Annotated in this window: 24 protein-coding genes; 6 read left to right on the forward strand and 18 right to left on the reverse strand. The window is 73.7% G+C overall.

What is annotated here, in order from left to right; all coding sequences use genetic code 11:
• Positions 1–177 precede the first annotated feature (177 nt).
• Positions 178–1,101, forward strand: coding sequence for a DMT family protein (locus tag BLU95_RS14615; RefSeq protein ID WP_093860394.1), 924 nt, complete (start codon positions 178–180; stop codon positions 1,099–1,101).
• Positions 1,102–1,180: 79 nt separating this feature from the next.
• On the opposite strand, the gene mutM is transcribed toward BLU95_RS14615, so the two are convergent.
• The 10 genes from mutM to BLU95_RS14665 form a co-directional block, all read right to left on the reverse strand.
• On the reverse strand, positions 1,181–2,059 hold the full coding sequence (mutM, locus tag BLU95_RS14620) for a bifunctional DNA-formamidopyrimidine glycosylase/DNA-(apurinic or apyrimidinic site) lyase (protein WP_093860395.1): 879 nt from the start codon (positions 2,057–2,059) through the stop codon (positions 1,181–1,183).
• A gap of 57 nt (positions 2,060–2,116) precedes the next feature.
• Positions 2,117–2,905, reverse strand: a complete 789-nt coding sequence (gene rnc / locus BLU95_RS14625) for a ribonuclease III (RefSeq protein ID WP_093860396.1) — start codon at positions 2,903–2,905, stop codon at positions 2,117–2,119.
• 20 nt (positions 2,906–2,925) lie between these two features.
• Positions 2,926–3,099 carry a 50S ribosomal protein L32 gene (gene rpmF, locus BLU95_RS14630; RefSeq protein ID WP_030056747.1) on the reverse strand — a complete coding sequence of 58 codons (174 nt, stop codon included), beginning with the start codon at positions 3,097–3,099 and terminating at the stop codon, positions 2,926–2,928.
• Between the two features lie 2 nt (positions 3,100–3,101).
• Positions 3,102–3,746 (reverse strand): YceD family protein, encoded by a 645-nt coding sequence (locus tag BLU95_RS14635; RefSeq protein ID WP_093860397.1) that lies wholly within the window; start codon positions 3,744–3,746, stop codon positions 3,102–3,104.
• A gap of 171 nt (positions 3,747–3,917) precedes the next feature.
• Positions 3,918–5,111: a hypothetical protein gene (locus tag BLU95_RS14640; RefSeq protein ID WP_093860398.1), complete on the reverse strand. Its 1,194-nt coding sequence runs from the start codon at positions 5,109–5,111 to the stop codon at positions 3,918–3,920.
• 227 nt (positions 5,112–5,338) lie between these two features.
• Positions 5,339–5,830: a pantetheine-phosphate adenylyltransferase gene (gene coaD / locus BLU95_RS14645; protein ID WP_093860399.1), complete on the reverse strand. Its 492-nt coding sequence runs from the start codon at positions 5,828–5,830 to the stop codon at positions 5,339–5,341.
• Between the two features lie 51 nt (positions 5,831–5,881).
• Positions 5,882–6,466 carry a 16S rRNA (guanine(966)-N(2))-methyltransferase RsmD gene (gene rsmD / locus BLU95_RS14650; RefSeq protein WP_093860400.1) on the reverse strand — a complete coding sequence of 195 codons (585 nt, stop codon included), beginning with the start codon at positions 6,464–6,466 and terminating at the stop codon, positions 5,882–5,884.
• Between the two features lie 128 nt (positions 6,467–6,594).
• On the reverse strand, positions 6,595–7,128 hold the full coding sequence (locus BLU95_RS14655) for a hypothetical protein (protein ID WP_030396714.1): 534 nt from the start codon (positions 7,126–7,128) through the stop codon (positions 6,595–6,597).
• Between the two features lie 223 nt (positions 7,129–7,351).
• Positions 7,352–9,586, reverse strand: coding sequence for an ATP-dependent DNA helicase RecG (gene recG, locus BLU95_RS14660; protein ID WP_093860401.1), 2,235 nt, complete (start codon positions 9,584–9,586; stop codon positions 7,352–7,354).
• A gap of 52 nt (positions 9,587–9,638) precedes the next feature.
• On the reverse strand, positions 9,639–11,270 hold the full coding sequence (locus BLU95_RS14665) for a DAK2 domain-containing protein (RefSeq protein ID WP_231978570.1): 1,632 nt from the start codon (positions 11,268–11,270) through the stop codon (positions 9,639–9,641).
• A gap of 283 nt (positions 11,271–11,553) precedes the next feature.
• Between BLU95_RS14665 and rpmB the strand changes: the two genes are divergently transcribed.
• Positions 11,554–11,739, forward strand: a complete 186-nt coding sequence (rpmB, locus tag BLU95_RS14670) for a 50S ribosomal protein L28 (protein WP_073813963.1) — start codon at positions 11,554–11,556, stop codon at positions 11,737–11,739.
• Positions 11,740–11,875: 136 nt separating this feature from the next.
• On the opposite strand, the gene thiD is transcribed toward rpmB, so the two are convergent.
• From thiD to BLU95_RS14685, 3 genes are all read right to left on the reverse strand, one after another.
• On the reverse strand, positions 11,876–12,673 hold the full coding sequence (thiD, locus tag BLU95_RS14675; protein WP_093860403.1) for a bifunctional hydroxymethylpyrimidine kinase/phosphomethylpyrimidine kinase: 798 nt from the start codon (positions 12,671–12,673) through the stop codon (positions 11,876–11,878).
• A gap of 18 nt (positions 12,674–12,691) precedes the next feature.
• Entirely contained in the window at positions 12,692–13,717 is a 1,026-nt protein-coding gene (locus tag BLU95_RS14680) for a 6-phosphofructokinase (RefSeq protein WP_093860404.1), read from the reverse strand.
• A 230-nt stretch (positions 13,718–13,947) separates the two neighbouring features.
• On the reverse strand, positions 13,948–14,913 hold the full coding sequence (locus tag BLU95_RS14685) for a thiamine-phosphate kinase (protein WP_093860405.1): 966 nt from the start codon (positions 14,911–14,913) through the stop codon (positions 13,948–13,950).
• A 215-nt stretch (positions 14,914–15,128) separates the two neighbouring features.
• Between BLU95_RS14685 and BLU95_RS14690 the strand changes: the two genes are divergently transcribed.
• Entirely contained in the window at positions 15,129–15,362 is a 234-nt protein-coding gene (locus BLU95_RS14690; protein WP_093860406.1) for an Lrp/AsnC family transcriptional regulator, read from the forward strand.
• 19 nt (positions 15,363–15,381) lie between these two features.
• Positions 15,382–15,894: a DUF3515 domain-containing protein gene (locus BLU95_RS14695; protein WP_093860407.1), complete on the forward strand. Its 513-nt coding sequence runs from the start codon at positions 15,382–15,384 to the stop codon at positions 15,892–15,894.
• Positions 15,895–15,992: 98 nt separating this feature from the next.
• Here BLU95_RS14695 and BLU95_RS14700 read toward each other — a convergent pair whose 3' ends face one another.
• From BLU95_RS14700 to BLU95_RS14710, 3 genes are all read right to left on the reverse strand, one after another.
• Entirely contained in the window at positions 15,993–17,135 is a 1,143-nt protein-coding gene (locus tag BLU95_RS14700) for a D-alanine--D-alanine ligase family protein (protein ID WP_093860408.1), read from the reverse strand.
• Positions 17,136–17,223: 88 nt separating this feature from the next.
• Entirely contained in the window at positions 17,224–18,225 is a 1,002-nt protein-coding gene (locus BLU95_RS14705) for an NAD(P)H-dependent glycerol-3-phosphate dehydrogenase (RefSeq protein ID WP_093860409.1), read from the reverse strand.
• Positions 18,222–19,046: a lysophospholipid acyltransferase family protein gene (locus BLU95_RS14710; protein ID WP_093860410.1), complete on the reverse strand. Its 825-nt coding sequence runs from the start codon at positions 19,044–19,046 to the stop codon at positions 18,222–18,224. The genes BLU95_RS14705 and BLU95_RS14710 overlap by 4 nt, the downstream gene beginning before the upstream one ends.
• 215 nt (positions 19,047–19,261) lie before the next feature.
• On the opposite strand from BLU95_RS14710, the gene cofC reads away from it, so the two are divergent.
• Both cofC and BLU95_RS14720 read left to right on the forward strand, forming a co-directional pair.
• Complete coding sequence (gene cofC / locus BLU95_RS14715) at positions 19,262–19,981, forward strand: 2-phospho-L-lactate guanylyltransferase (RefSeq protein ID WP_093860411.1); 720 nt, start codon at positions 19,262–19,264, stop codon at positions 19,979–19,981.
• A gap of 43 nt (positions 19,982–20,024) precedes the next feature.
• The gene (locus BLU95_RS14720; RefSeq protein ID WP_093860412.1) at positions 20,025–20,246 is read left to right on the forward strand and encodes a hypothetical protein; all 222 of its coding nucleotides are present in this window, start codon (positions 20,025–20,027) and stop codon (positions 20,244–20,246) included.
• A 170-nt stretch (positions 20,247–20,416) separates the two neighbouring features.
• Here the strand turns inward: BLU95_RS14720 and BLU95_RS14725 are convergent, their stop codons facing one another.
• Together BLU95_RS14725 and BLU95_RS45840 are read right to left on the reverse strand one after the other, a co-directional pair.
• Entirely contained in the window at positions 20,417–21,166 is a 750-nt protein-coding gene (locus BLU95_RS14725) for an HU family DNA-binding protein (protein WP_093860413.1), read from the reverse strand.
• Between the two features lie 133 nt (positions 21,167–21,299).
• On the reverse strand, positions 21,300–21,647 hold the full coding sequence (locus tag BLU95_RS45840; RefSeq protein ID WP_400753583.1) for an SCO5555 family protein: 348 nt from the start codon (positions 21,645–21,647) through the stop codon (positions 21,300–21,302).
• Between the last annotated feature and the right edge of the window lie 132 nt (positions 21,648–21,779).

Raw genomic sequence — 21,779 nt, forward strand, 5'->3', positions numbered from 1 at the left:
GGCACCGGCGGGAACCCGGCCACCGGCCCGGTCGTACCACCGGCGTGTCCCGGCGGGCGCGGAGCCCGTCCCGGAGCGTCCCGACCGCACCGCGCGACCAGGCATAGTGGTGGCCGAACGGTCACCCCATGACCACCTCCCGACCGTCCTGCCCCACCCCTCCTGATCGGAGCACGTGTGATCATCGGCCTCGTCACCGCTGTGGCGGCCTCCGCCTGCTACGGCACCGGTTCGGTCCTGCAGGCCGTGGGGTCCCGGCGCTCCGCCCGCGAGGAGGCCGCCAAGGGCGGCGACGCCACCGGCACCACCGCGCACGGCGGGCCGAGCCTCTCCTCCACCGCCAAGGCCGCTGTGACCTGGGAGTTCATCCTCGGCACGGTGCTGGACTTCATCGGCTTCGGGCTCGGCGCGCTGGCCGCCCGGCTGCTGCCGCTCTTCCTCTCCCAGACCATCGTCAGCGCCAACCTGGTGATCACCGCGGTGCTGTCGATCAAGCTGCTCGGCATCCGGCTCAAGCAGCTGGAGTGGGCCTCGATCGGCGTGCTCTGCTCGGCGCTGGTCCTGCTCGCCGTCTCGGCCGGCCCGGAGGGCGGGCACCACGCCGAGATGTCCTTCCACTGGTGGCTGCTGGTGGTCACCACCGTGCTGCTGGTGGGCGGCGCGCTGCTGGTGCGCCGGATGGGCGCCAACGGCGCGATCGTGGCCGGTCTGCTCTCCGGCCTCGGCTTCGGCGCGCTCGGCGTCGGTGTGCGGATCCTGAACGGGGTCGAGCCCTTCGACCTCGGCAGCCTGCTCTCCGACCCGGCGCTGTACGCGATCCTGGTCGGCGGCATCGGCGGTATGTACGTGCACACCGTGGCCCTGCAGATCGGTTCGGTGAACGGCGCCACGGCCGCCCTGGTGGTCGGTGAGACGGTGCTGCCGGGCGCGGTCGGCGTGCTGTGGCTCGGCGACTCCACCAAGGCCGGGCTGGGCTGGCTGGGCGTGGCCGGCTTCGTGCTGGCGGTGGTCTCGGCGGTCGGTGTCGCCTACTTCGGCCAGGACACCCACGGCGGCCTCCCCGACGGCGAACCGGCCCGGCCCGAACTCGCCGACCGCTGAGGCCGGAACCGGTGGAGGGGCGGCGGGCCGGTGGCCCGCCGCCCCTCTGCCGTCTCCCTCCCGTCCGGCGACCGCCGGATCAGCCCCCGTCGCGCAGCCGCGGCACGCGCTGGCAGCGGGGGCAGAAGTAACTGGACCGGTTCATCCAGGCGGCCCGCCGGATCGCGGTGCCGCAACGGCGGCAGGGCTCGTTCTCCCGGCCGTAGGCGTCCAGGTCCCGGGAGAAGTAGCCGCTCTCGCCGTTCACGTTGACGTACAGGCTGTCGAAGCTGGTGCCGCCGACCGCCAGCGCCGCCGTCATCACCTCGCGGGCGTTGGCCAGCAGCAGCGCCGCCTGCGGCCGGGTGAGCGTCGCGGAGGGCCGGTCGTAGTGCAGCCGGGAGCGCCACAGCGCCTCGTCGGCGTAGATGTTGCCGACCCCGCTGATCAGCGTCTGGTCCAGCAGCGCCCGCTTGACCGTGGTGCGCCGGGCGCGCAGCGCCGCGACGAAGACCGCGTCGTCGAACCGGACGTCGAGCGGGTCACGGGCGATGTGCGCGATGGAGACCGGGGTGCCCTCGGGATCGTCGTCCTCGGCCTCCTCGACCGCCAGCCCGCCGAAGGTCCGCTGGTCGACGAAGCGCAGCTCGCGCCCGCCGTCGGTGAACCGGAGCCGGACCCGCAGATGCTTCTCGTCCGGCACGACCGGGTCCTGGACGAGCAGTTGGCCGCTCATTCCGAGGTGGCCGATCATCGAGAACCCCTGCCCCCGGCCGGCCAGCGGCACCCAGAGGTACTTGCCCCGGCGCTGCGCGGCGCCGAAGGTGGCCCCGGTCAGCCGGGCCGCGAAGTCCGCCGCACCGGCCGGCTGGCGGCGGACCGCGCGCGGGTGCAGGACGTCGACTCCGGCGACCGTCCGCCCGGCGACCCAGTTCGCCAGACCTCGGCGGACGACCTCGACCTCGGGAAGTTCGGGCACGGGAACACGCCTCCTGCGGAACGGACTCGGCTCTGCAGGAGGAAGGCTACTGCGTGCTCAGGCGCCGCTCGGCAGCCGGTCGGCGTGCTTCTCCTTGATCGCGCGCCAGGCGCTCTCGGCGGCCTTCTGCTCGGCTTCCTTCTTGGAGCGGCCGACGCCGCTGCCGAAGTCCTCGCCGGCCACCCGGGCCGCCGCGGTGAAAGTCTTCTCGTGGTCCGGACCGGACTCCTCGACCACGTACTCGGGCACTCCGATGCCCACCGAGGCGGTGAGCTCCTGGAGGCTGGTCTTCCAGTCCAGGCCCGCGCCCAGCTGAGAGGACTCCTCGATCAGCGGGTCGAACAGGCGGTGGACGAACTCGGTGGCGGCGTCCAGGCCCTGGTCCAGGTAGACCGCGCCGATGACCGCCTCGACCGTGTCGGCGAGGATCGACGACTTGTCGCGGCCGCCGGTGCCCTCCTCGCCCTTGCCGAGCCGGATGAACACACCGAGGTCCAGACCCCGGCCGACATCGGCGAGCGCGCGCGAGTTGACCACCGCGGCGCGCAGCTTGGCGAGCGTGCCCTCGGGGACGTCCGGGTGGACGCGGTAGAGGGTGTCGGTCACCACGAGGCCCAGCACCGAGTCGCCGAGGAACTCCAGGCGCTCGTTGGTGGGCAGGCCACCGTTCTCGTACGCGTACGAGCGGTGGGTCAGGGCACGCACCAGAAGGGCGCGCTCGAGCGTGTACCCGAGGCGCCCTTCCAGGACGTCGTATTCGGTCGAAGCCGGCCCGCCGGCCTTCCCACCGCCCGAAGGAGACTTCGGTGCGCTGGTCGCCTTGCGGGAAGAGTTACCGTCCGACATCGATCCGTACACCCCGCCGATCAGACCGAGAGGACCTGGCGACGGTTGTACGTGCCGCAGCTGGGGCACGCGATGTGGCCCAGCTTCGGCTCGTGGCAGCGGTCGCACGCCACGAGGGCCGGGACAACGGCCTTCCAGTTGGAACGGCGGTGGCGCGTGTTGCTGCGCGACATCTTCCGCTTCGGAACAGCCACGGCTACTTCTCCTGGTTCTCGGCGAGACCCTCACGGGTACCGCTGTTCTTGGTTCCGTCACCCTCGTCGCCGGGGGCGGCGGAGAGTCCCTGCAGAGCCGCCCACCGGGGGTCGGCGGCATCGTGGTGGTGCGCCGGGTCGTCGCTCAGGCGCGCTCCGCACTCGGAGCACAGGCCCAGGCAGTCTTCCTGGCACACCGGCTGCAGCGGCAGTGCGAGCACCACCGCGTCACGCAGCACCGGCTGGAGGTCGAAGAAATCGCCCTCCAGGCGGTAAGTCTCGTCTTCCGAGTCCTCGTCGAGGTCCTCGGCCCCGGAGGTCCGGGCGCGGTGGCGCTCGTCGGACTCCGGGTAGTAGTACAGCTCCTGGAAGTCCACGTCGAGGTCGAACTCGACCGGCTCCAGGCACCGGACGCACTCGCCCTCGACCACGGTCCCGGCGGTGCCGGTGACCAGCACGCCCTCGACCACGGACTCCAGGCGGAGCTCCAGCTCGATCCCGCTCTTCTCCGGAACGCCGATCACATCGATGATCCCCAGGCCCTCGGGGGCCTCCAGGGTGCGGGACACCTTGCGCAGCGCACCCGGACGACGGCCCAGCTCGTGCGTGTCGAACACGAGGGGGTCGCGGTGGTCGAGGCGGTTCAAGATGTCCTGACTTCCTGAGGGGGATCTGGTGCGCGGCGCTGCTCGTCGGGCGGTTCGCGGGCAGACCTGCGGCCCGACACGGAGAGGCCGGAGTGGTCAGACTACCCGAGTCTCCCGCCAGGCCCAACTTCGCTCCCGGCCGCGGGGGCCGGGAGCCGGGCGCGCACCGTGCTACCGGCCGCCGAGCTCCCGCAGCCGGGTCATGTCGATCATGCTGGTGTCGAAGAAGCTGGTCTCGTCCAGTCCGGCCTGGTTCTGCTGCGGCACCGGCGCCGGCGGGTTGCCCGGCTGCTGCGGGTAGTCGTAGCCGCCCCCGCCGTACTGCTGCTGCTCGTAGCCCTGCTGCTGGGCCGGGTACCCGTAGCCGGCCTGCTGGGCGTCGGGATAGCCGTGGTGCTGCTGCTGGTACCCGCCGGTCTCCGGGCCCTGGTGGCCCCACTGGCCGCCGTAGGGGTCCGCGCCCTGGCCGGCGGCCGGATCGAAGCCGCCGCCGTACACCTCGGCGTACTGGGCGCCGCCCTGCTGGGCCACCGCGTACTGGTCCGCGCCCGGCGCCTGCCAGCCGGCCGCGGCCGGGGTCTGCTCCGGCCAGGTCTGCTGCTGCGGCACCTCCTCGCGGTACCAGGCCAGCTCGCTGCCGTCCGCCTCCCCGGCGAAGCCCGCCGCGACCGCCTCGGCGCGCTCCTTGGCCTGCTGCGCCTCGTCGGCGGCGGCCAGGTAGGCGCCCAGCTCGTCGATCGGCCGCTTGCCGAGCAGCTTGTCGCGGCCCTTGCCGACCGCCTCCAGGGTCGCGCTGAGCACGTTCTCCAGGGTGGCGAGCTTCACATCGACGTACTCGTCGACCTCGGGGCTGGGGCTGATCCGCTGCGGCCGGAACTCCTCGCCGTCGGCCTCGGCCTCGTACTCGACCTCGAAGACACTGCCGTCGCCGCGCAGCTTGGTGCGGCCGCGGCCGACCGCGCCGAGCGTCTTGGTGAGCACGACCTCGAAGTTGGCCAGCTTGCTGTCCACGTAGTCGTCGGCCTCGGTGCGCTTGGTGTCGACCTCGGCGCGGGCCTCGGCGAGGATCCGGTCCGCCTCGGACTGGGCTCGCCGGACCACCTCGGTGTCGGAGATCAGCGAACCGCGCTCGGCGTGCGCGCCCTGGATGATCCGGTCGGCCTCGGCCTGGGCGCCGGCGACCATCGAGTCGTGGTCGGCCACCACCGACCGGGCCTGGGCCAGCTCGGCCGGCAGGGCCGACCTGAGCTCCTGGAGCAGACTGATCAGCTCGGCACGGTTCACCACGCAGGAGGCCGACATGGGCATCGAGCGGGCGTTCTCGACGGCCGCCACGATCTCGTCGACCTTGTTCTGCACGTCCACGGGGATTCGTCTTTCCGTGTGCCGCCGAGGTCCGGCGGAGGCAGCGCCCGGCGCGGTGGACGTCACCGCAGGGCAGGAATACAGACTGTACGGCCAGCGCCGGGCGAGCTCACAACGCCCGGACCGGGCTGCCTCACCCCCCTGCCGGGCATACCGTGACGAACCGGCAGAAACGGACGGCCGGTCACTGCGGACCGGTCACCGCCCGCCGTCCGCCGGGCCGCTCCCTACCGCTCGGCGCGCCGCTCGGCGATCCGCTCGACCAGCCGGCGGTGCACCGTCTCCGGGAGCAGGTGCGAGACGTCGCCGCCGTAGGAGGCGACCTCCTTCACCAGGGTCGAGGAGAGGAAGCTGTACGTCGGCGAGGTCGGTACGAAGAGCGTCTCGACACCGGTCAGACCGTGGTTCATCTGAGCCATCTGCAGCTCGTAGTCGAAGTCGCTGACCGCCCGCAGGCCCTTGACGATGGCCGGGATGTCCCGCTCCCGGCAGAAGTCCACCAGCAGGCCGAGGTGCGACTCGACCACGATGTTCCCGTACTGGGCGGTGGTCTCCTCGATCAGCGCGATCCGCTCCTCGATGGAGAACATGCCCTGCTTGTTGCGGTTGATCGCGACCGCGACGTGCACCACGTCGTACAGCTTCGAGGCCCGCTCGATGATGTCGAGGTGACCGTTGGTGATCGGGTCGAAGGACCCGGGGCAGACGGCGCGGCGCATGGCGTGTGTGCTCCCTCGTGGGGTGACGTGAATGCTGCGGGCCCGGGCCCGCTAGGGGTGGTCGCGGGTCTCGTCGGCGGCGCGACCGTACCAGAGCGTGCCCTCGCCGTAGCGACGGGAGCGCAGCTCCTCGAAACCCTCCGGCCAGCCGAACGCACCACCGCGGGTGCTGCGCTCCACGGTGACGAGTACGTCCTCCGCGAGCCAGCCCCCGGCCGACAGTGTGATCAGCATCTCCCGGACCTCGTCGTCGGTCACCGCGTACGGCGGGTCGAGGAAGACCAGGTCGTACGGCTCCTCCGGGGCCGGCCCGGCGACGACCTTCTCGGCCCTGGCCGCCTGCACCAGCGCGCCCGGCAGGCCGACCGTCCGGACGTTCTCCCGGATCACCCGGGCCGCCTGGGCGTCCGCCTCGACCAGCAGGACGTGTGCCGCGCCGCGCGAGAGCGCCTCCAGGCCGACCGCGCCCGATCCGCCGAACAGGTCCAGCATCCGGGCGCCGTGCAGGGTGCCGCGCAGCGCCTCCAGGGTGGAGAACATCGCCTCGCGGGCCTTGTCGGAGGTCGGCCGGGTGCCCCGGCCGGGCGGTACGGCCAGTCGGCGGCCGCCGGCCGCCCCGGCGATCACGCGGGTCATGGTGGTGGAGGGTCCTTTCGTCGCTGCCCGACCACGCTATCCCGATCACCGCCCTCCGCTCACGCCGAAGGGGCGCCCGCACGGGACGCCCCTCCGCCGCTACCCCCCTGTTCCCGCCCCCGGTCGGGTCAGCTCGCCTCGGAGCCGGCCGCCCGGTCCGGGGCGGCGGCGCCGAGCAGCGACGGCGAGGCGTAGCGGGACCAGGACAGGCAGCCGTCGGGCGGGCAGTACTCGGGGCGGCGCGGGTCGTGGCCGAGCTCGCGGAGCTTGGTGCGGACGGAGTCGGGCGTGCGGCCGAAGCGGGCGGCGATCCGGGCGACGGTCTCGCTCTCGTGGAAGCGCCGGACCAGCTCCTCCTCGTGCTGCGGCACCCAGGGGGCGCCGTGGCCGGGGTAGAGCTCGCGCAGCACGTCGCGGTCGGGGATGGGCTCGGAGACGTCGGCGACGATCGCAAGGGCCCGGAGGGCGCGGTTGAGGGCGATCCGCAGCGAGGCGACGTCCTCGACCGGGAGCCGCAGCTTGCCGGAGGCGAGCGGGGTGGCGGCGGCCCCCTCGCGCCAGCCGGCCAGGGTGAGGGTGACCTCGCGGTCGTCGTCGCTGGCGAGTTCGATCCGGAAGACCTTGTCGCCCAGCGGGAGCTCGTTGAGATGACGGAATGCCATTGGCTAAACCCCCAAGTGTCGTGCCGGGAACGCACCTTGGGGGTGCGTCCCGAACACCTTCATTCTCTCCCGGGGGTCTGACAATCGGGCCCGGCCGAGGGCCCGGCGGGCGGACCGGGCGGGCCGGGCAGGCCCTGGGCCGGGCCGACGTCCCCCGGGCCGGTCGGGCGTCCCTCGGGCCGGTCGGGCGTCCCCCGGACCGGGCTGCCCTTCCCCGGACCGGTCAGCCCTTCTCCATGTAGGCCGCGCGGTCCTCGTCCAGCAGGCTGGCCAGGGCCGTGCGCAGGTCCGGATGGGCGGTGAGGTCCGGGTCCTCGGCGACCAGCCGGGTGGCCTCGGCCCGGGCGGTCACGATGACCTCCTCGTCCTCCAGCACCGAGAGCACCTTGAGCGAGGACTTCACCCCGGACTGCGCCTGGCCCAGCACATCGCCCTCGCGGCGCTGTTCGAGGTCGATCCGGGACAGCCGGAAGCCGTCCAGGGTGTCCGCCACCGCGTCCAGCCGGGCCCGGGCGGGGCCGGCCGCCGGCATGTCGGTGACCAGCAGGCAGAGCCCGGGGGCGGACCCGCGCCCGACCCGGCCGCGCAGCTGGTGCAGCTGGGAGACGCCGAACCGGTCCGCGTCCATGATCACCATCGCGGTGGAGTTCGGCACGTTGACGCCGACCTCGATCACCGTGGTGGCGACCAGGACGTCCACCTGGCCGGCCGCGAACCGGCGCATCACCTCGTCCTTGGCCTCCGGTGCCAGGCGGCCGTGCAGGATCTCCACCCGCAGCCCGGCCAGCGGGCCCGCCACCAGCTTGGCGGTGGTCTCCACCACGGACAGCGGGGGCCGCCGGTCGCCGTCGGCCGCCGCGCCCTCGTCCGGCGCGTCGTCGAGCAGCTCCTCGAGGTCCTCCACCGGCCGCCGCCCGCGCTTGGCGCCCTTCGCCGGCTCCGGCTCCTCGTCGCCGATCCGGGGGCAGACCACGTACGCCTGGTGGCCCTTGGCCACCTCCTCGCGGACCCGCTCCCAGGCCCGGGTCAGGAAGTTGGGCTTCTCCACGGCCGGCACCACATGGGTGGAGATGGGCGAGCGCCCGGCCGGCAGCTGGTCCAGGACCGAGGTCTCGAGGTCCCCGAAGACGGTCATCGCGACCGTGCGCGGGATCGGGGTGGCCGTCATCACCAGCAGGTGCGGCGGCTGCTCGCCCTTGGCCCGCAGCGCGTCCCGCTGCTCGACGCCGAACCGGTGCTGCTCGTCGACCACGACCAGGCCGAGGTCCTGGAACTGCACCTTGTCCTCGATCAGGGCGTGGGTGCCGATCGCGATGCCGGCGTCCCCGCAGGCCATGTCGAGCAGCACCTGCCGCCGGGCCGGCACCCCCATCGACCCGGTGAGCAGCGCGACCCGGGTGCCCAGGTCGGAGCCGCCGAGCAGGCCGCCCTCGGCGAGGTCGCCCATCATCTCCACGATCGACCGGTGGTGCTGCTGGGCCAGCACCTCGGTGGGCGCGAGCAGCACCGCCTGCCCGCCCGCGTCGACCACGGCCAGCATGGCCCGCAGCGCCACGAGGGTCTTCCCGGAGCCGACCTCGCCCTGGAGCAGCCGGTGCATGGGGTGCTCGCCCGCCAGGTCGGCGGCGATCTCGGCGGAGACCTTCCGCTGGCCCTCGGTGAGGGTGAACGGCAGCCGGGCGTCGAAGGCGTCCAGCAGGCCGCCGGGGCGAGGCACCCGCGGTTTGGCGGGCAGCGCGGAGTCGGCGGCCCGGCGCCGGGCGAGGGCGACCTGGAGGACGAAGGCCTCGTCCCAGCGGAGCCGCTCCTGGGCGCGCTCGCGGTCGGCCTGGCTCCGCGGGCGGTGGATCAGCTCGAGCGCCTCGGGCAGCGCGATCAGGCCGTGCCGCTCGCGGAGTTCGGCGGGCAGCGGCTCTCCGACGTCGGACACGTGCTTGGTGAGCGCCGTCTCCACGCAGAGCGCGAGCTTCCAGCTGGGCATCTGGGCACTGGCCGGGTAGACCGGGATCAGCCGGCCGGCGAACCTGGCCGCGGCGCCGTCGCCGTCCGTGTCGTCGAGCAGCTGGTAGTCGGGGGAGGCCAGCTGGCGGGCCCGGTTGAACACCCCGACCTTGCCCGCGAACAGGCCCTGGGTGCCCGGTCGCAGCTCCTTCTGCCGCCAGCCCTGGTTGAAGAAGACCAGCGTGAGCCGGCTGCGGCCGTCGGTGACCACCACCTCCAGCCGGTCGCCCTTGCGGCCGCGGAACGGGATCAGGGTGACCTTGTCGATCCGCGCCAGCACGGTGACGTGCTCGTCGACCTCCAGCTCGTCCAGACTGGTGAGCTGGCCCCGCTCGACGTAGCGGCGCGGATAGTGGTGCAGCAGGTCCCCGACCGTGCGCAGCTTGAGACTGTCGGCGAGCACCTTGGCGGTCCGGTCGCCGACGAGCTTGGTCAGTGGTTCATCGAGAGCGCCCATCAGGCCCCTGTCTACACCACCGGACCGACATTGCGGCCCGCACACCGCCCGGTCACTCGACGCCGATGAGCAGCGGCGCCGACTCCTGGCCACCGTGGAAGACCACCGCGTCCACCTCCGGACGGCTGTGCCGGGCGTGGGCGACCAGCTGCTCGGCGAGACCCTCGGGGGCGTTCTCGCCGAGGATCAGGGTGACCAGCTCGCCGCCGCCGCCGAGCATCCGGTCCAGCACGCTCGCGCCGACCGCGGCCAGTCCGGCTCCGATCACCGCGACGTCCCCGTCGATCAGCCCGAGCACGTCACCGGCCTGGCAGACCCCGGCCATGGTCCAGGACTCGCCCTCGGCAACGGCCAGTTCGGCGTACCGGGTGGCACCGGCCGCCGAGGTCATCGCGACCACGTCCTCGTCGAAGCGCCGGCCGGCCTCGTGCACGGCGAGCGCGGCCAGTCCCTGGACCGGCGAGCGGGTGGGCAGCACCGCGATCCGCACCCCCTCCTCGCGCAGCTGGTCGGCGGCGGCCCCGGCGGCGGCCCGCAGCTCGGGGTCGTTGAGCAGCAGCACCACCTCGCGGGCGGCGGCGCGGCGCACGGCGGCGGTGAGTTCGGCGCTGGCCGGCGGGCGGCCGGGCTCGGCGTGCAGCACGACCGCGCCGGCCTGCTCGCAGAGTTCGGCGAGGCCCGCGCCGGAGACCACCGACAGCACCGCGCGGGCCGGCCGCTCGGGCTCGTCCCGGCCGGCCGCGGCACCGGAACGGGCGGCGGCCTCGGCGAAGTGGGTGATCCGGATCTGGTGCGGGCGCCCGGCCCCGAGCCCGGCCTCGACGGCGGCGCCCGCGTCGTCGACGTGGACGTGCACGTTCCACAGGCCGTCGCCGCCGCCGACCACCAGCGAGTCCCCGAGCCCGGCGAGCCGTTCGCGCAGCGCGGGCAGCGCCTCGTCGGGCGCGTCCAGCAGGTAGATCACCTCGAAGGCGGGGTGGCCGGGGCCGGGCGGGCGCACGTGGAGCTCGCAGCCGCCCAGCGGCCGGAGGTCGTCGCGCAGCGCGACCGGGCCCATCGGCTGGTGGCCGGCGACCGCGTCGGCGAGCGCCCCGAGGACGGCGACCAGGCCCCGGCCGCCGGCGTCCACCACGCCGTTCTCGGCGAGCACGGCGAGCTGCTGGGGGGTGTGCCGCAGGGCCTCCCGGGCGGCCCGGTGGGCGGCCTCGGCGACCTGGCCGAGGCCGTCGCCGGCCCGGGCGGCCTCCCGGGCGGCGATCCGGGCGACGGTCAGCAGGGTGCCCTCGACCGGTTCGGCGACCGCCTGGTAGGCGGAGTCGGCGGCCCGCTGGAGGGCGGCCCGCAGCTGGTCGGCGCCGCCGCCCTGGGCGAGGGTCTCGGCGGTGCCGCGCAGCCACTGGGCGAGGATCACGCCGGAGTTGCCGCGGGCGCCGACGAGGGCGCCGCGGGCCATCGCCCGGGCGGTCTCCGCCAGGCCGGGCGCCGGACCGGTGCCCGGTTCGGCGAAGCGGCTCTCGACCGCGGCGGCGGCGGACTCCACGGTCAGGTACAGGTTGGTGCCGGTGTCGCCGTCCGGGACGGGGTAGACGTTGAGTGCGTCGATCTCCTCGCGGGCCTGGCCGAGCGCCCGCAGCGCCAGTTGGCACCAGCTGCGCACGGCCGGGGCGTCGAGCGTGTGCAGCACCAGGTCTCCTCCGGAGTGGGACGCCGTGATGGCCTGAGGGTGAACGGCGAGGGGTGGTACGGGCAGGTTATCGGGGCCCGGACGGCGGCGGCGGACACGGCGGCCGGAGCGATCACCCGGCCGGTCATGGTAGTTTCGTCGAACGGAAGCAAGCGTTGTATGCTCTTCCGGTTGCCTGGAACAATTCCGGGCTCTCCCCTTGGTCCGGTTCGGTTCACGTGAGTGCTCCGCTGGTCCGGCGGGTTGTCTCACGTAAATGATCTGAAGTCTTGGAGTGACTCCTGTGGCTGCCAACTGCGACGTCTGCGGCAAGGGGCCGGGCTTCGGCAACAGCATCTCCCACTCGCACCGCCGTACCCCCCGTCGCTGGAACCCCAACATCCAGACGGTGCGCGCTGTGGTTGGGCGGACGCCGAAGCGGCTCAACGTCTGCACCTCGTGCATCAAGGCCGGTAAGGTCTCGCGCTGACGCGCAGACCGGTATGCCGGTCCTCCAGTGAGTCGGTTCATCCCCGGGTGAACCGGCTTTCTGTTGTTCCGGTATCCGACCGACCTGATGTGGGCGGGCCCTCGGGCCCGCCCACAGGCATGTCCGGGGGCGGCGGCTAGCGCCACCGCCAGGCGTGGTCCACCGGGCCGATGCCGGCGCCGAGCGCGAAGCCGCCGGCGATCGCGCCGGTGATGTACTCCTTGGCCGAGGCCACCGCCGCCGGCAGCTCCTCGCCCTTGGCCAGGCCCGACGCGATCGCGCTGGCCAGGGTGCAGCCGGTGCCGTGGGTGTGCCGGTTGTCGTAGCGCGGCGCCCGGTACCAGTACTCCTCCCCCGCGCCCCCGTACAGCAGGTCGGCCGCCTCTCCCTCCAGGTGCCCGCCCTTGACCAGCACCCAGCGCGGCCCGAGGTCGAGCAGCGCCTTGGCGGCGTCCAGCATCTCGCCCTCGCGCTCGACCGTCCGGCCGGTGAGCTGCGTCACCTCGTGCAGGTTGGGCGTGGCGAGGGTGGCGACCGGCAGCAGCCGCTCCCGGACGGTGGCGACGGCCTCGGCGGCGAGCAGCGCGTCGCCGTGCTTGGAGACGCCCACCGGGTCCACCACGACCGGGGCGCCGACGCCGGCGAGCAGCTCCGAGACGGTCTCGACCAGCTCGATCGAGGCGAGCATGCCGGTCTTCACGGCCTGGACGCCGATGTCGTCGACCACACTGCGGAACTGGGCCCGGACCGCCTCGGCCGGCAGCTCCCAGTAGCCCTGGACGCCGAGCGAGTTCTGCGCGGTGACGGCGGTGACGACGCTCATCCCGTGGACGCCGAGGGCGAGCATCGCCTTGAGGTCGGCCTGGATGCCGGCGCCGCCGCCGGAGTCGGAGCCGGCGACGGTGAGCACGCGAGGGGGTGCGGTGGAGGACATGGCCCCCAACCTACGCGGTCAGAGCACGGCCTCCGACTCCGCCCAGCGTTCCTCGGGGACGGTCTTGAGCCGGGTCACCGCGTCGGCGATCGGCACCAGCCGGATGTCGCCCCGGCGCAGCGCGGTGAAGTGGCCGAACTCGCCCCGGTGGACGGCCTCCACGGCGTGCCAGCCGAAGCGGGTGGCGAGGACGCGGTCGCGGGCGGTCGGGGTGCCGCCGCGCTGGACGTGGCCGAGGATGACCGGGCGGGCCTCCTTGCCGAGCAGGTTCTCCAGTTCGTGGGCGAGGCGGTTGCCGATCCCGCCGAAGGTGCGGTGCCCGAACCGGTCGACCTCGCCGTGGTCGAAGCGCATGGTGCCGGGCATCGGGGAGGCCCCCTCGGCGACCGCGATGATGGCGAACTTCTTGCCCCGGGCGAAGCGGTCCTCGACCATCCGGGCCACCCCCTCGATGTCGAACGGCTTCTCGGGGATCAGGATCCCGTGCGCACCGCCCGCCATGCCGGCCGTGAGGGTGATCCAGCCGGTGTGCCGCCCCATCAGCTCGACGACCATCACCCGCTGGTGCGATTCCGCGGTGGTCTTGAGCCGGTCGATCGCCTCGGTCGCGACGTGCACGGCGGTGTCGAAGCCGAAGGTGACGTCGGTGGCGTCGATGTCGTTGTCGATGGTCTTCGGGACGCCGACCACCGGGAGTCCGGCCTCGCTGAACAGCCGGGCGGCGGTGAGGGTGCCCTCGCCGCCGATCGCGATCAGCGCGTCGATGCCGATGTCCCGGGCGAGGGTCTTGGCGTTCTCCACCGCCCAGGCGATCCGCTCGCGCTGCACCCGGGCCGAGCCGAGGACGGTACCGCCGAGGGTGAGCAGACCGGTGACGTCGTCGTGCGAGACCGGGCGGGTGCGGCCCTCGATCAGCCCGAGGAAGCCGTCCTCGATGCCGACGATCTCGTCGCCGTGCACATCGGTGCCGCGGTGCACCACGGAGCGGATCACCGCGTTCAGGCCGGGGCAGTCGCCGCCGCTGGTCAGGACTCCGATGCGCATGCCGGTGGCTCTCCCGCTCCAAGTGGTTCAGACCACAGTGGTCCAGACCACTCATGTCAGAACGGGTGGCCGGGCTGTGGGTCAAGCCTACGCACTCACCCCGCCGGGGGCCGGTTCGCACGAGCGCCCGGGAGCGTCGCGCGCCCCCGTCGCGCGCCCCCGCGGCACCCCGGCCGGGCGTCAACCACCGGCCTCCGCCGCCCCGTTCCCGGCCCACGGCCCCGGACCGGTCACTCCGAGAAGTGGTCCCAGCCGCCGACCCGGTCCCAGGCCTCGCCGTCCACCGTCACCCGGCCGCCCCTGGCCGCCCGCGAACGGCCGACGACCTCGCCCACCACCCGCCAGCGGGCGGGCAGTTGGACCCCGCGCGGGAAGGTCGCCACGATCGCGTGGTCCTCCCCCCCGGACAGCACCCACACCAGCGGGTCGACCCCGACCGCCTGGCCGATGTCCGCCATCTGCGCGGGCACGTCGAAGTCGGCCGCCCGCAGGTCGATGTCCACCCCGCTCGCCAGCGCCACGTGCCCGAGGTCGGCCACCAGCCCGTCGCTCACGTCGATCATCGCGGTGGCGCCGAGCTCCGCGCCGGACGGCCCCGCGTGGTACGGCGGCTCGGGGCGGCGGTGGGCCTCGACGAAGGCCCGCGGCGAACGGAAGCCCCGCTGCAGCACCGTCAGACCCGCCGCCGACCAGCCGAGCCAGCCGGTGACCGCCACCACGTCGCCGACCTGGGCACCGGCGCGCGTCACCGGCGCGCGCCCCTGAAGGTCCCCGAGCGCCGTGATGGCGAGCGTGATGGTGTCCCCGCGCACCACGTCACCGCCGACCACCGTCGCGCCGGCCACCTGGCACTCGTCGCGCAGCCCGTCCATCAGCTCGGTGGCCCAGGTGGTCGGCAGGTCCGCCGGCGCGACCAGGCCGAGCAGGATCGCGGTCGGCACCGCGCCCATCGCGGCCACGTCGGCGAGGTTCTGCGCCGCCGCCTTGCGGCCCACGTCGTACGCGGTGGACCAGTCCCGGCGGAAGTGCCGGTTCTCGATGAGCACATCGGTGGTCGCCACCACCCGGCCGTCCGGGGCCTTCACCACGGCGGCGTCGTCGCCCGGGCCGAGGTCGACCGCGTCGGTGAGCGGCACCCGGGCGGTCAGCTCCCTGATGAGTCCGAACTCGCCGAGCTCGCCCACGGTCCCCTGCATCTGCCGTCCTCCCGGTCGCGCCCGGTCGGGCGCCTACGTTCCGCGGCCACGCCGCCTCGCGCGCAGCGTACGCCCTCCGACGGCGCAGAGGTCTCCCCTCCCCGGCCCACCGGGGGGTAGCGTGGTGATCAGTCTGCCGTGAACCCGTTCGCCACCCGACGCCCGAGCGGGCGAGCACGGCCGCGATCCCCGTACCCAGCCGCCCGGAGGTCCCCGTGGTACAGGCCTACATCCTGATTCAGACCGAGGTCGGCAAGGCCAGCGCCGTCGCCGAGTCCATCGCCAAGATCCCCGGTGTCCTGCAGGCCGAGGACGTCACCGGACCGTACGACGTGATCGTCCGGGCCGAGGCCGGCACCGTGGACGACCTCGGCCGGCTGGTCGTCGCCAAGGTCCAGCAGGTCGAGGGCATCACCCGCACCCTGACCTGTCCCGTGGTCCACCTGTAGGGCCGCATACCATCGGCGGGTGACCCGAGAACTCCGCGTCCCCCGCTTCCTGGCGGCACTGCCGGCCCCCGTCCGGTGGCTGGCGGTGCCGACCGCGCTCGCCTGCACCGTCGTGGTGCTGGTCGGCAGCTGGAGCACGCCCGAGAAGATCGAGACGCCGAACCCGGCCCCCCGGGCCGCCGGCTACTGCCGGGCGCTCGCCGAGGCGCTCCCCCAGGAGCTGTTCGGCCACCCCCGCAAGGACCCGACCCCCGCCTCGCCGTTCCTGGCCGCCTGGGACAGCTCGCCGAAGGTGGTGCTGCGCTGCGGCGTGGACCGGCCCGAGGCCCTGAACGGCCCCGCCGCCAAGGACGTCTCGCCGATGATCAACGACGTGACCTGGTGGCCGCAGGAGCTGGGGGACGGCGGCTACCGCTACACCGTCACGATGCGCAAGGCCTACGTGGAGCTCACCGTGCCCAAGGGCTCGTTCGCCAACCCGATGGACGTGGTCGCCGCGCTCTCCCCCGTGGTCGCCGCCAACATCCCCTGACCCGGCCGGACGGGACGGGACCGGCCCGCACGGGCAGCGGCCCGCACGCGGGCGGCCCCGGCGTCCCGGGACCGCCCCGTCGCACCGTCCGCGCGGGGCTACCGCAGGCCGGTCGAGCGGCGCAGGGCCGCCTGCAGCAGCCGGTCCACCAGCTCCGGGTACGACATCCCGCTCGCCTCCCACATCTTCGGGTAGGCCGAGATCGGGGTGAAGCCGGGCATCGTGTTGACCTCGTTGACCATCCAGCTGCCGTCGTCCAGCAGGAAGAAGTCCACCCGGGCCAGGCCCTCGCAGCCGAGCGCCTCGAAGGCCTCGATCGCCTGGCGGCGGATCTCGGCGGTCTCCCCGTCGGTGAGCTCGGCCGGGATCCGGACCTCGGAGGAGTCGATGTACTTGGCCTCGAAGTCGTAGAACTCGTAGCCGCCGCCGACCAGCACCTCGGCCGGGACGCTCGCCCGCGGGCCGTCCTCGAACTCCAGCACCGCGCACTCCAGCTCACGGCCGGAGACACCCGCCTCGATGATCAGCTTGGGGTCGTGGCGACGCGCCTCCTCGATCGCGGCGTCGAGGTCGGAGAGGTCCTTGACCTTGCTGATGCCGATGCTCGAGCCGGCCCGGCAGGGCTTCACGAACAGCGGCAGACCGAGACCGGCCACCCGCTCGCGCACCGCGGCCCGGCCCTCCTCGGTCTCCCACTCGCGCGGGCGGACCACGGTGTACCGCCCGACGCCTAGGCCGTGCGAGGCCAGCAGGCGCTTGGTGAACTCCTTGTCCATGCCCGCCGCGCTGGCCAGCACGCCGTTGCCGACGTACGGCACGCCCGAGAGCTCCAGCAGGCCCTGCAGCGTGCCGTCCTCGCCCCAGGGGCCGTGCAGCAGCGGGAAGACCACGTCCACCTCGCCGAGCGCCTTGGGGGCGGCACCGGGCTCGCTCCAGACCACCTCGCGGCTGCCCGGGTCGACCGGCAGCGCGACCCGGCCCTCGGTGGACTCGGCGACGTGCTCGACGTCCGGCAGCCGGCCGTCGGTGATCGCCATCCGGGCCGGCTCGTCGCTGGCCAGCGCCCAGCGGCCCTCGTGGGTGATGCCGATCGGCAGCACCTCGTACTTGTCGCGGTCGATCGCCCTCAGCACGCTGCCCGCGGTGGAGACCGAGATGGCGTGCTCGGAGCTGCGGCCGCCGAACACGACGGCGACCCGCGGCTTCGCGGACGGGTTCTGGGAGGTCTGTTCGATGCTCATATCGCGACAGAGGGTACCCCGAGGCGGGTTTCGGGCCGGTGACCGACCCGACCGGGCCCGGGCCGGTGCCCGGCCGGGCACCGGCCCGTCAGCGCCGTTCGGGCTTGGCCGAGCGGGACATCAGCGCCCGCAGCGCCTCCTGGGTGGGCCGCCCGTTGTGCACGACGTCCACCACCGCCTCGACGATCGGCATGTCGACGCCGTTGCGCCGGGCCAGGTCGAGCACCGATTCGCAGGACTTGACGCCCTCCGCGGTCTGCCGGGTGGCCGCGATGGTCTCGGCCAGCGACATGCCCCGGCCCAGGTTGGTGCCGAAGGTGTGGTTGCGGGAGAGCGGCGAGGAGCAGGTCGCCACCAGGTCGCCCATGCCGGCCAGGCCGGCGAAGGTGTACGGGTCGGCGCCGAGCGCCAGCCCGAGCCGGGTGGTCTCGGCCAGACCCCGGGTGATCAGGGTCGCCTTGGTGTTGTCGCCGAGGCCCATGCCGTCGGCCATGCCGACCGCCAGGCCGATCACGTTCTTGACCGCCCCGCCCAGCTCGCAGCCGATCACGTCGGTGTTGGTGTACGGCCGGAAGTACGGCGTGTGGCAGGCCGACTGGAGCCGCTTGGCGACCGCCTCGTCGGTACAGGCCACCACACTGGCGGCGGGCTGCCGGTTGGCGATCTCCCGGGCCAGGTTGGGCCCGCTGACCACCGCGATCCGCTCCTGGCCGACCGCGGCGACCTCGCCGACGACCTCGCTCATCCGCTTCGCGGTGCCGAGCTCGATGCCCTTCATCAGGCTGACCAGGACGGTCTGCGGCTCCAGCAGCGGCGCCCAGGCGGCGAGGTTCTCGCGCAGCGTCTGCGAGGGCACCACCAGCACCGCGAAGTCCGCGCCGGCCAGCGCCTCGGCGGGGTCGGTGGTGGCCCGGACGGTGTCCGGCAGCCGGACCCCGGGCAGGTAGTCCGGGTTGCTGTGGGTGGCGTTGACGGCGTCCGCCAGCTCCTGGCGGCGCCCCCAGAGGGCCACCTCGCAGCCGGCGTCGGCGAGCACCATCGCGAACGCGGTGCCCCAGGAACCGGTGCCGAACACGGCGCAGCGGGTCACTTGGCTTCCTTCCCTGCCTCGTCGGTGCCACGGCCGCCGCCCTCGCGGCGGGCCGCGGCGGCGGCCCGGAGCCGGGCCGCCTCCCGCATGTCGTACCGCTCCGCGGGCGGTTCCTCGCCGCGGATGTCGGCCAGCACGGCGGTGATCGCCGTCATGATGTCCTCGGTGGCGTCCCTGAGCACCTGGGCGGTCAGCTCCTGCCCCTGGTACTTGCTCAGGTCGACGGCCGGTCCGGCCGCCACGACCACCCGGTGGCGCGGGAACAGGTTGAACCTGCTCCTGCCCGCGCCGCCCCGGCCGTACGGCGGGATGATCTCGTGGGCGCCCCAGTGGGCCACCGGGACGACCGGCGCGCCGGTCATCAGCGCCACCCGGGCGACCCCGCTCTTGCCGGTCATCGGCCACAGGTCCGGATCCCGGGTGAGCGTTCCCTCCGGGTAGAACTGCACGCACTGGCCGCTGTTGACCGCGTCGATGGCGGACCGGAAGGCCTGTGCCGCGTCGGTCGACTCGCGGAACACCGGGATCTGGCCGGTCTTGCGGAGCATGAACCCGATGAACGGGACCGAGAACAGCGAGGACTTGCCGAGGATCCGCGGCGGCCGCCCGCTGTTGTACTGCCAGTGCGCGTACACGACCGGGTCGATGATCGAGTTGTGGTTGACCGCGGCGATGAAGCCGCCCCGCTTCGGCAGGTGCTCCCAGCCCCGCCAGTCGGGCTTGACCAGCGCGGTGGTCACCGGCTTCACCAGCACGGCCGCGAAGCGGTACCAGAAGCCGTAGTCGGCGTTGCCGAAGCTGGCGTACGAGCGGCGGGCCACCCCAGATCCTCCTCATTCGTGCGGCACGTGGGGTGCCGCGGTCGATCTCGCCATCCGCCGCCCGCTCGGGGCGCGGGCGGCGGAACAGTGTCGCCCGACCGCTCGGCGGCTGTCGAGCAACCCCGCCCGGACGTCCGGCGGGCGTGATCAAACGCACGTCCGCACAGTTCGGACGGCCTGGCGAGGGCTCCGGGACCGGCGTCACAATGACGCCGATGACCCAGGACACCGTACGCCCAGGCAGGCCCGTCACGCCCGCCGCACCCGCCGCCGACTGGTCGCTGGTGGTGCCGCTCAAGCGGCTCGCCGGGGCCAAGTCCCGGCTGGCGCCGTTCGCCGGCCCGCACCGCCCCGACCTCGCACTCTCGTTCGCCCTGGACACCGTCGCGGCCGCGCTGGCCGCACCGGGGACCGGCCGGGTGCTGGTGGTCACCCGGGACGCCGGGGCCGGGGCGCGGCTGGCCGCGCTCGGCGCCCTGGTGGTCGACGACGAGCCCGGCGGCGGCCTCAACCAGGCCCTGGCGCACGGCGCGGCGGCCGCGCTGGTGCTCGCGCCCCACGCGCCGGTGGCCGCCCTCTCGGCGGACCTTCCGGCCCTGCGCGCGGCCGAGCTGGACCGGGTGCTGGCCGCCGTCCCGGCGACCGGCCGCGCCTTCCTGCCGGACGCTCCCGGGCTGGGCACCACCCTGTTGGCCTGCGCCCCGGGCAGTCCGCTCGACCCCGCGTTCGGGGACGGCTCGCGCGCCCGGCACGCGGCCGGCGGCGCCCGCGAACTGCGGCTGTCCGGCGTGGAGTCGGTCCGCCGGGACGTCGACACCGGCGAGGACCTGGCCGAGGCGCTGGTGCTCGGCGTGGGGCCGCACACCCGGGCCCTGGCCACCCGGCTCGGGTACCTGCCGCGGCAACCCCGGTCCGGCGCGCCGCTGCCCGGCTGAGGCACCGCCGGGGACTGTCGGTGCCCCTCGCTATGCTGCTGGCATGCAGGCCACCGCGTTCACCTTCGACCCCGCCACCCGGGCCGGCTCCGTGCTGCTCGACGACGGGACCCCGGTGCCGTTCGACGCGGCCGCCTTCGACGCCGGCGGGCTGCGGCTGCTGCGCCCGGGCCAGCGGGTGCGGATCCGCACCGAGGGCGCCGGTGAGGCCCGGCGGGTGGTCTTCCTGACGCTGCAGACCTTCCCGGACCCGGCCGCGGACTGACCGGGGCGGCGGCGCCCTCAGGAGGCGCCGAGCCACCGGGAGCCGTGCTCGCGGCGGTCGCGGGGGGAAATCCCGGAAAAGCGAAAAGCCGTGGCACCACCCTGCCGGGAATTCCCGGAGGAGGGCGGCGCCACGGCTCGCGAAGGCCGTCCGACGACGACGCGCACCGACTACTTGGCGGTGGTCTTGCGCGCGGTGGTCTTGCGGGTGGCGGTCTTCTTCGCCGGCGCCGTCTTCTTGGCCGTGGCGGTCGCCTTCTTGGCGGTCGCGGTGGTCTTCTTCGCGGCGGCGGCGGTGGTCGCCTTCTTGGCGGCCGTGGTGGTCGCCTTCTTGGTCGCGGTCGCGGTGGTCTTCTTCGCGGCGGCGGTGGTGGTGGCCTTCTTGACGGCGGCCGTCTTCTTGGTGGCGGCCGTCTTGGTGGCGGCGGCCTTGGTCGCGGTCGCCTTGGTGGCGGTCGCCTTGGTGGCCGTCTTCTTGGCAGCGGCCTTCTTCGCCGGGGTGGCGGCAGCGGCGGCGGCAGCGGCCGTGGCGGCGCGCTTGGTGGCGGCACGCTTGGCGGCCGGGGTGGCGGCGACACCGCTCTTGCCCGGGGTGAGGGAGCCCTTGGGCGCCTTCTTCACCGAGGGGCCTTCCTTCGGCAGCTTCTTGGCGCCGCTGACCAGGTCCTTGAAGCCCTGGCCCGGACGGAAGCGGGGCACCGAGGTCTTCTTGACCTTGACCTTCTCGCCGGTCTGCGGGTTGCGGGCGAAGCGCGCGGAGCGCTCCACCTTCTCGAAGGTGCCGAAACCGGTGACCGAAACACGGTCGCCGGCCACGACGGCGCGCACCATGGTGTCGAGCACTGCGTCGACGGCCTCTGCGGCAGCCTTGCGACCGCCCAGCTGCTCGGCCACCGCTTCGACAAGCTGAGCCTTGTTCACGTCTTCCCCTTCAGAAACGGGCGCCGGATGATTCCATCCGTTCATTTCGCACGTTAGGTATGTATCTGCGGACTTTCAATTACCAAACGCGCGAATCACCCTAGTGTCGCAATGGATTTGCGCGTCGGCGACCTCAGACGACGGGCGGGCGCCCCTCGTCGAGGTCCTGCACAAAGCGACTCAACCGCCGCGCCGCCTCCGGAAGATCGCGCTTGGCGGCCTCGGTGACGATGAGCAGTTGACGGGTGAGAGCGGTCTTTGCATCGGCAGACACGTTCAGCGCATGCACGCGGTCGTGAGCTTGCTTCAACCGCTCGGCCACAAGCGCGAAGAGCGCTGCGACTTCCGGGTCGTCCGGCCCCTCAGCAGCTGAGGTGGCGGCGTCCGGCCGATCGTCAATTCGGCGTTCGGATCCCCGGCCCGTGGACTCCGGTGACGCGGGTTCGCCGCCCGCGTACGGAGGTTCATGGTGCCGGTGCATGCACTGATTGTGCCATCTACGCGCAGTTGTGCATGCGCGGGGCCCTCCGCCGCAAAACCGAATCGTCAATCCGGGGCCCGCGGGCGGGCACAACTCCCGCCCCGGAACGCCGGATGGCCCGCCCCCCCGAGG

The organism is Streptomyces sp. TLI_053, assembly GCF_900105395.1.
GTDB lineage: Bacteria > Actinomycetota > Actinomycetes > Streptomycetales > Streptomycetaceae > Kitasatospora.

Excerpts from the sequence above, each read along its gene's own strand:
- coaD (WP_093860399.1), bottom strand. The coding sequence starts at position 5,830 with ATGCGCCGCGCCGTCTGCCCCGGGTCCTTCGACCCGATCACCAACGGT.
- thiD (WP_093860403.1), bottom strand. The coding sequence starts at position 12,673 with ATGTCCTCCACCGCACCCCCTCGCGTGCTCACCGTCGCCGGCTCCGAC.
- cofC (WP_093860411.1), top strand. The coding sequence starts at position 19,262 with ATGACCCAGGACACCGTACGCCCAGGCAGGCCCGTCACGCCCGCCGCA.
- rnc (WP_093860396.1), bottom strand. The coding sequence starts at position 2,905 with ATGTCGGACGGTAACTCTTCCCGCAAGGCGACCAGCGCACCGAAGTCT.
- BLU95_RS14720 (WP_093860412.1), top strand. The coding sequence starts at position 20,025 with ATGCAGGCCACCGCGTTCACCTTCGACCCCGCCACCCGGGCCGGCTCC.
- BLU95_RS14685 (WP_093860405.1), bottom strand. The coding sequence starts at position 14,913 with ATGCAGGGGACCGTGGGCGAGCTCGGCGAGTTCGGACTCATCAGGGAG.
- recG (WP_093860401.1), bottom strand. The coding sequence starts at position 9,586 with ATGGGCGCTCTCGATGAACCACTGACCAAGCTCGTCGGCGACCGGACC.
- BLU95_RS14680 (WP_093860404.1), bottom strand. The coding sequence starts at position 13,717 with ATGCGCATCGGAGTCCTGACCAGCGGCGGCGACTGCCCCGGCCTGAAC.
- rsmD (WP_093860400.1), bottom strand. The coding sequence starts at position 6,466 with ATGACCCGCGTGATCGCCGGGGCGGCCGGCGGCCGCCGACTGGCCGTA.
- BLU95_RS45840 (WP_400753583.1), bottom strand. The coding sequence starts at position 21,647 with ATGCACCGGCACCATGAACCTCCGTACGCGGGCGGCGAACCCGCGTCA.
- BLU95_RS14700 (WP_093860408.1), bottom strand. The coding sequence starts at position 17,135 with ATGAGCATCGAACAGACCTCCCAGAACCCGTCCGCGAAGCCGCGGGTC.
- BLU95_RS14655 (WP_030396714.1), bottom strand. The coding sequence starts at position 7,128 with ATGGCATTCCGTCATCTCAACGAGCTCCCGCTGGGCGACAAGGTCTTC.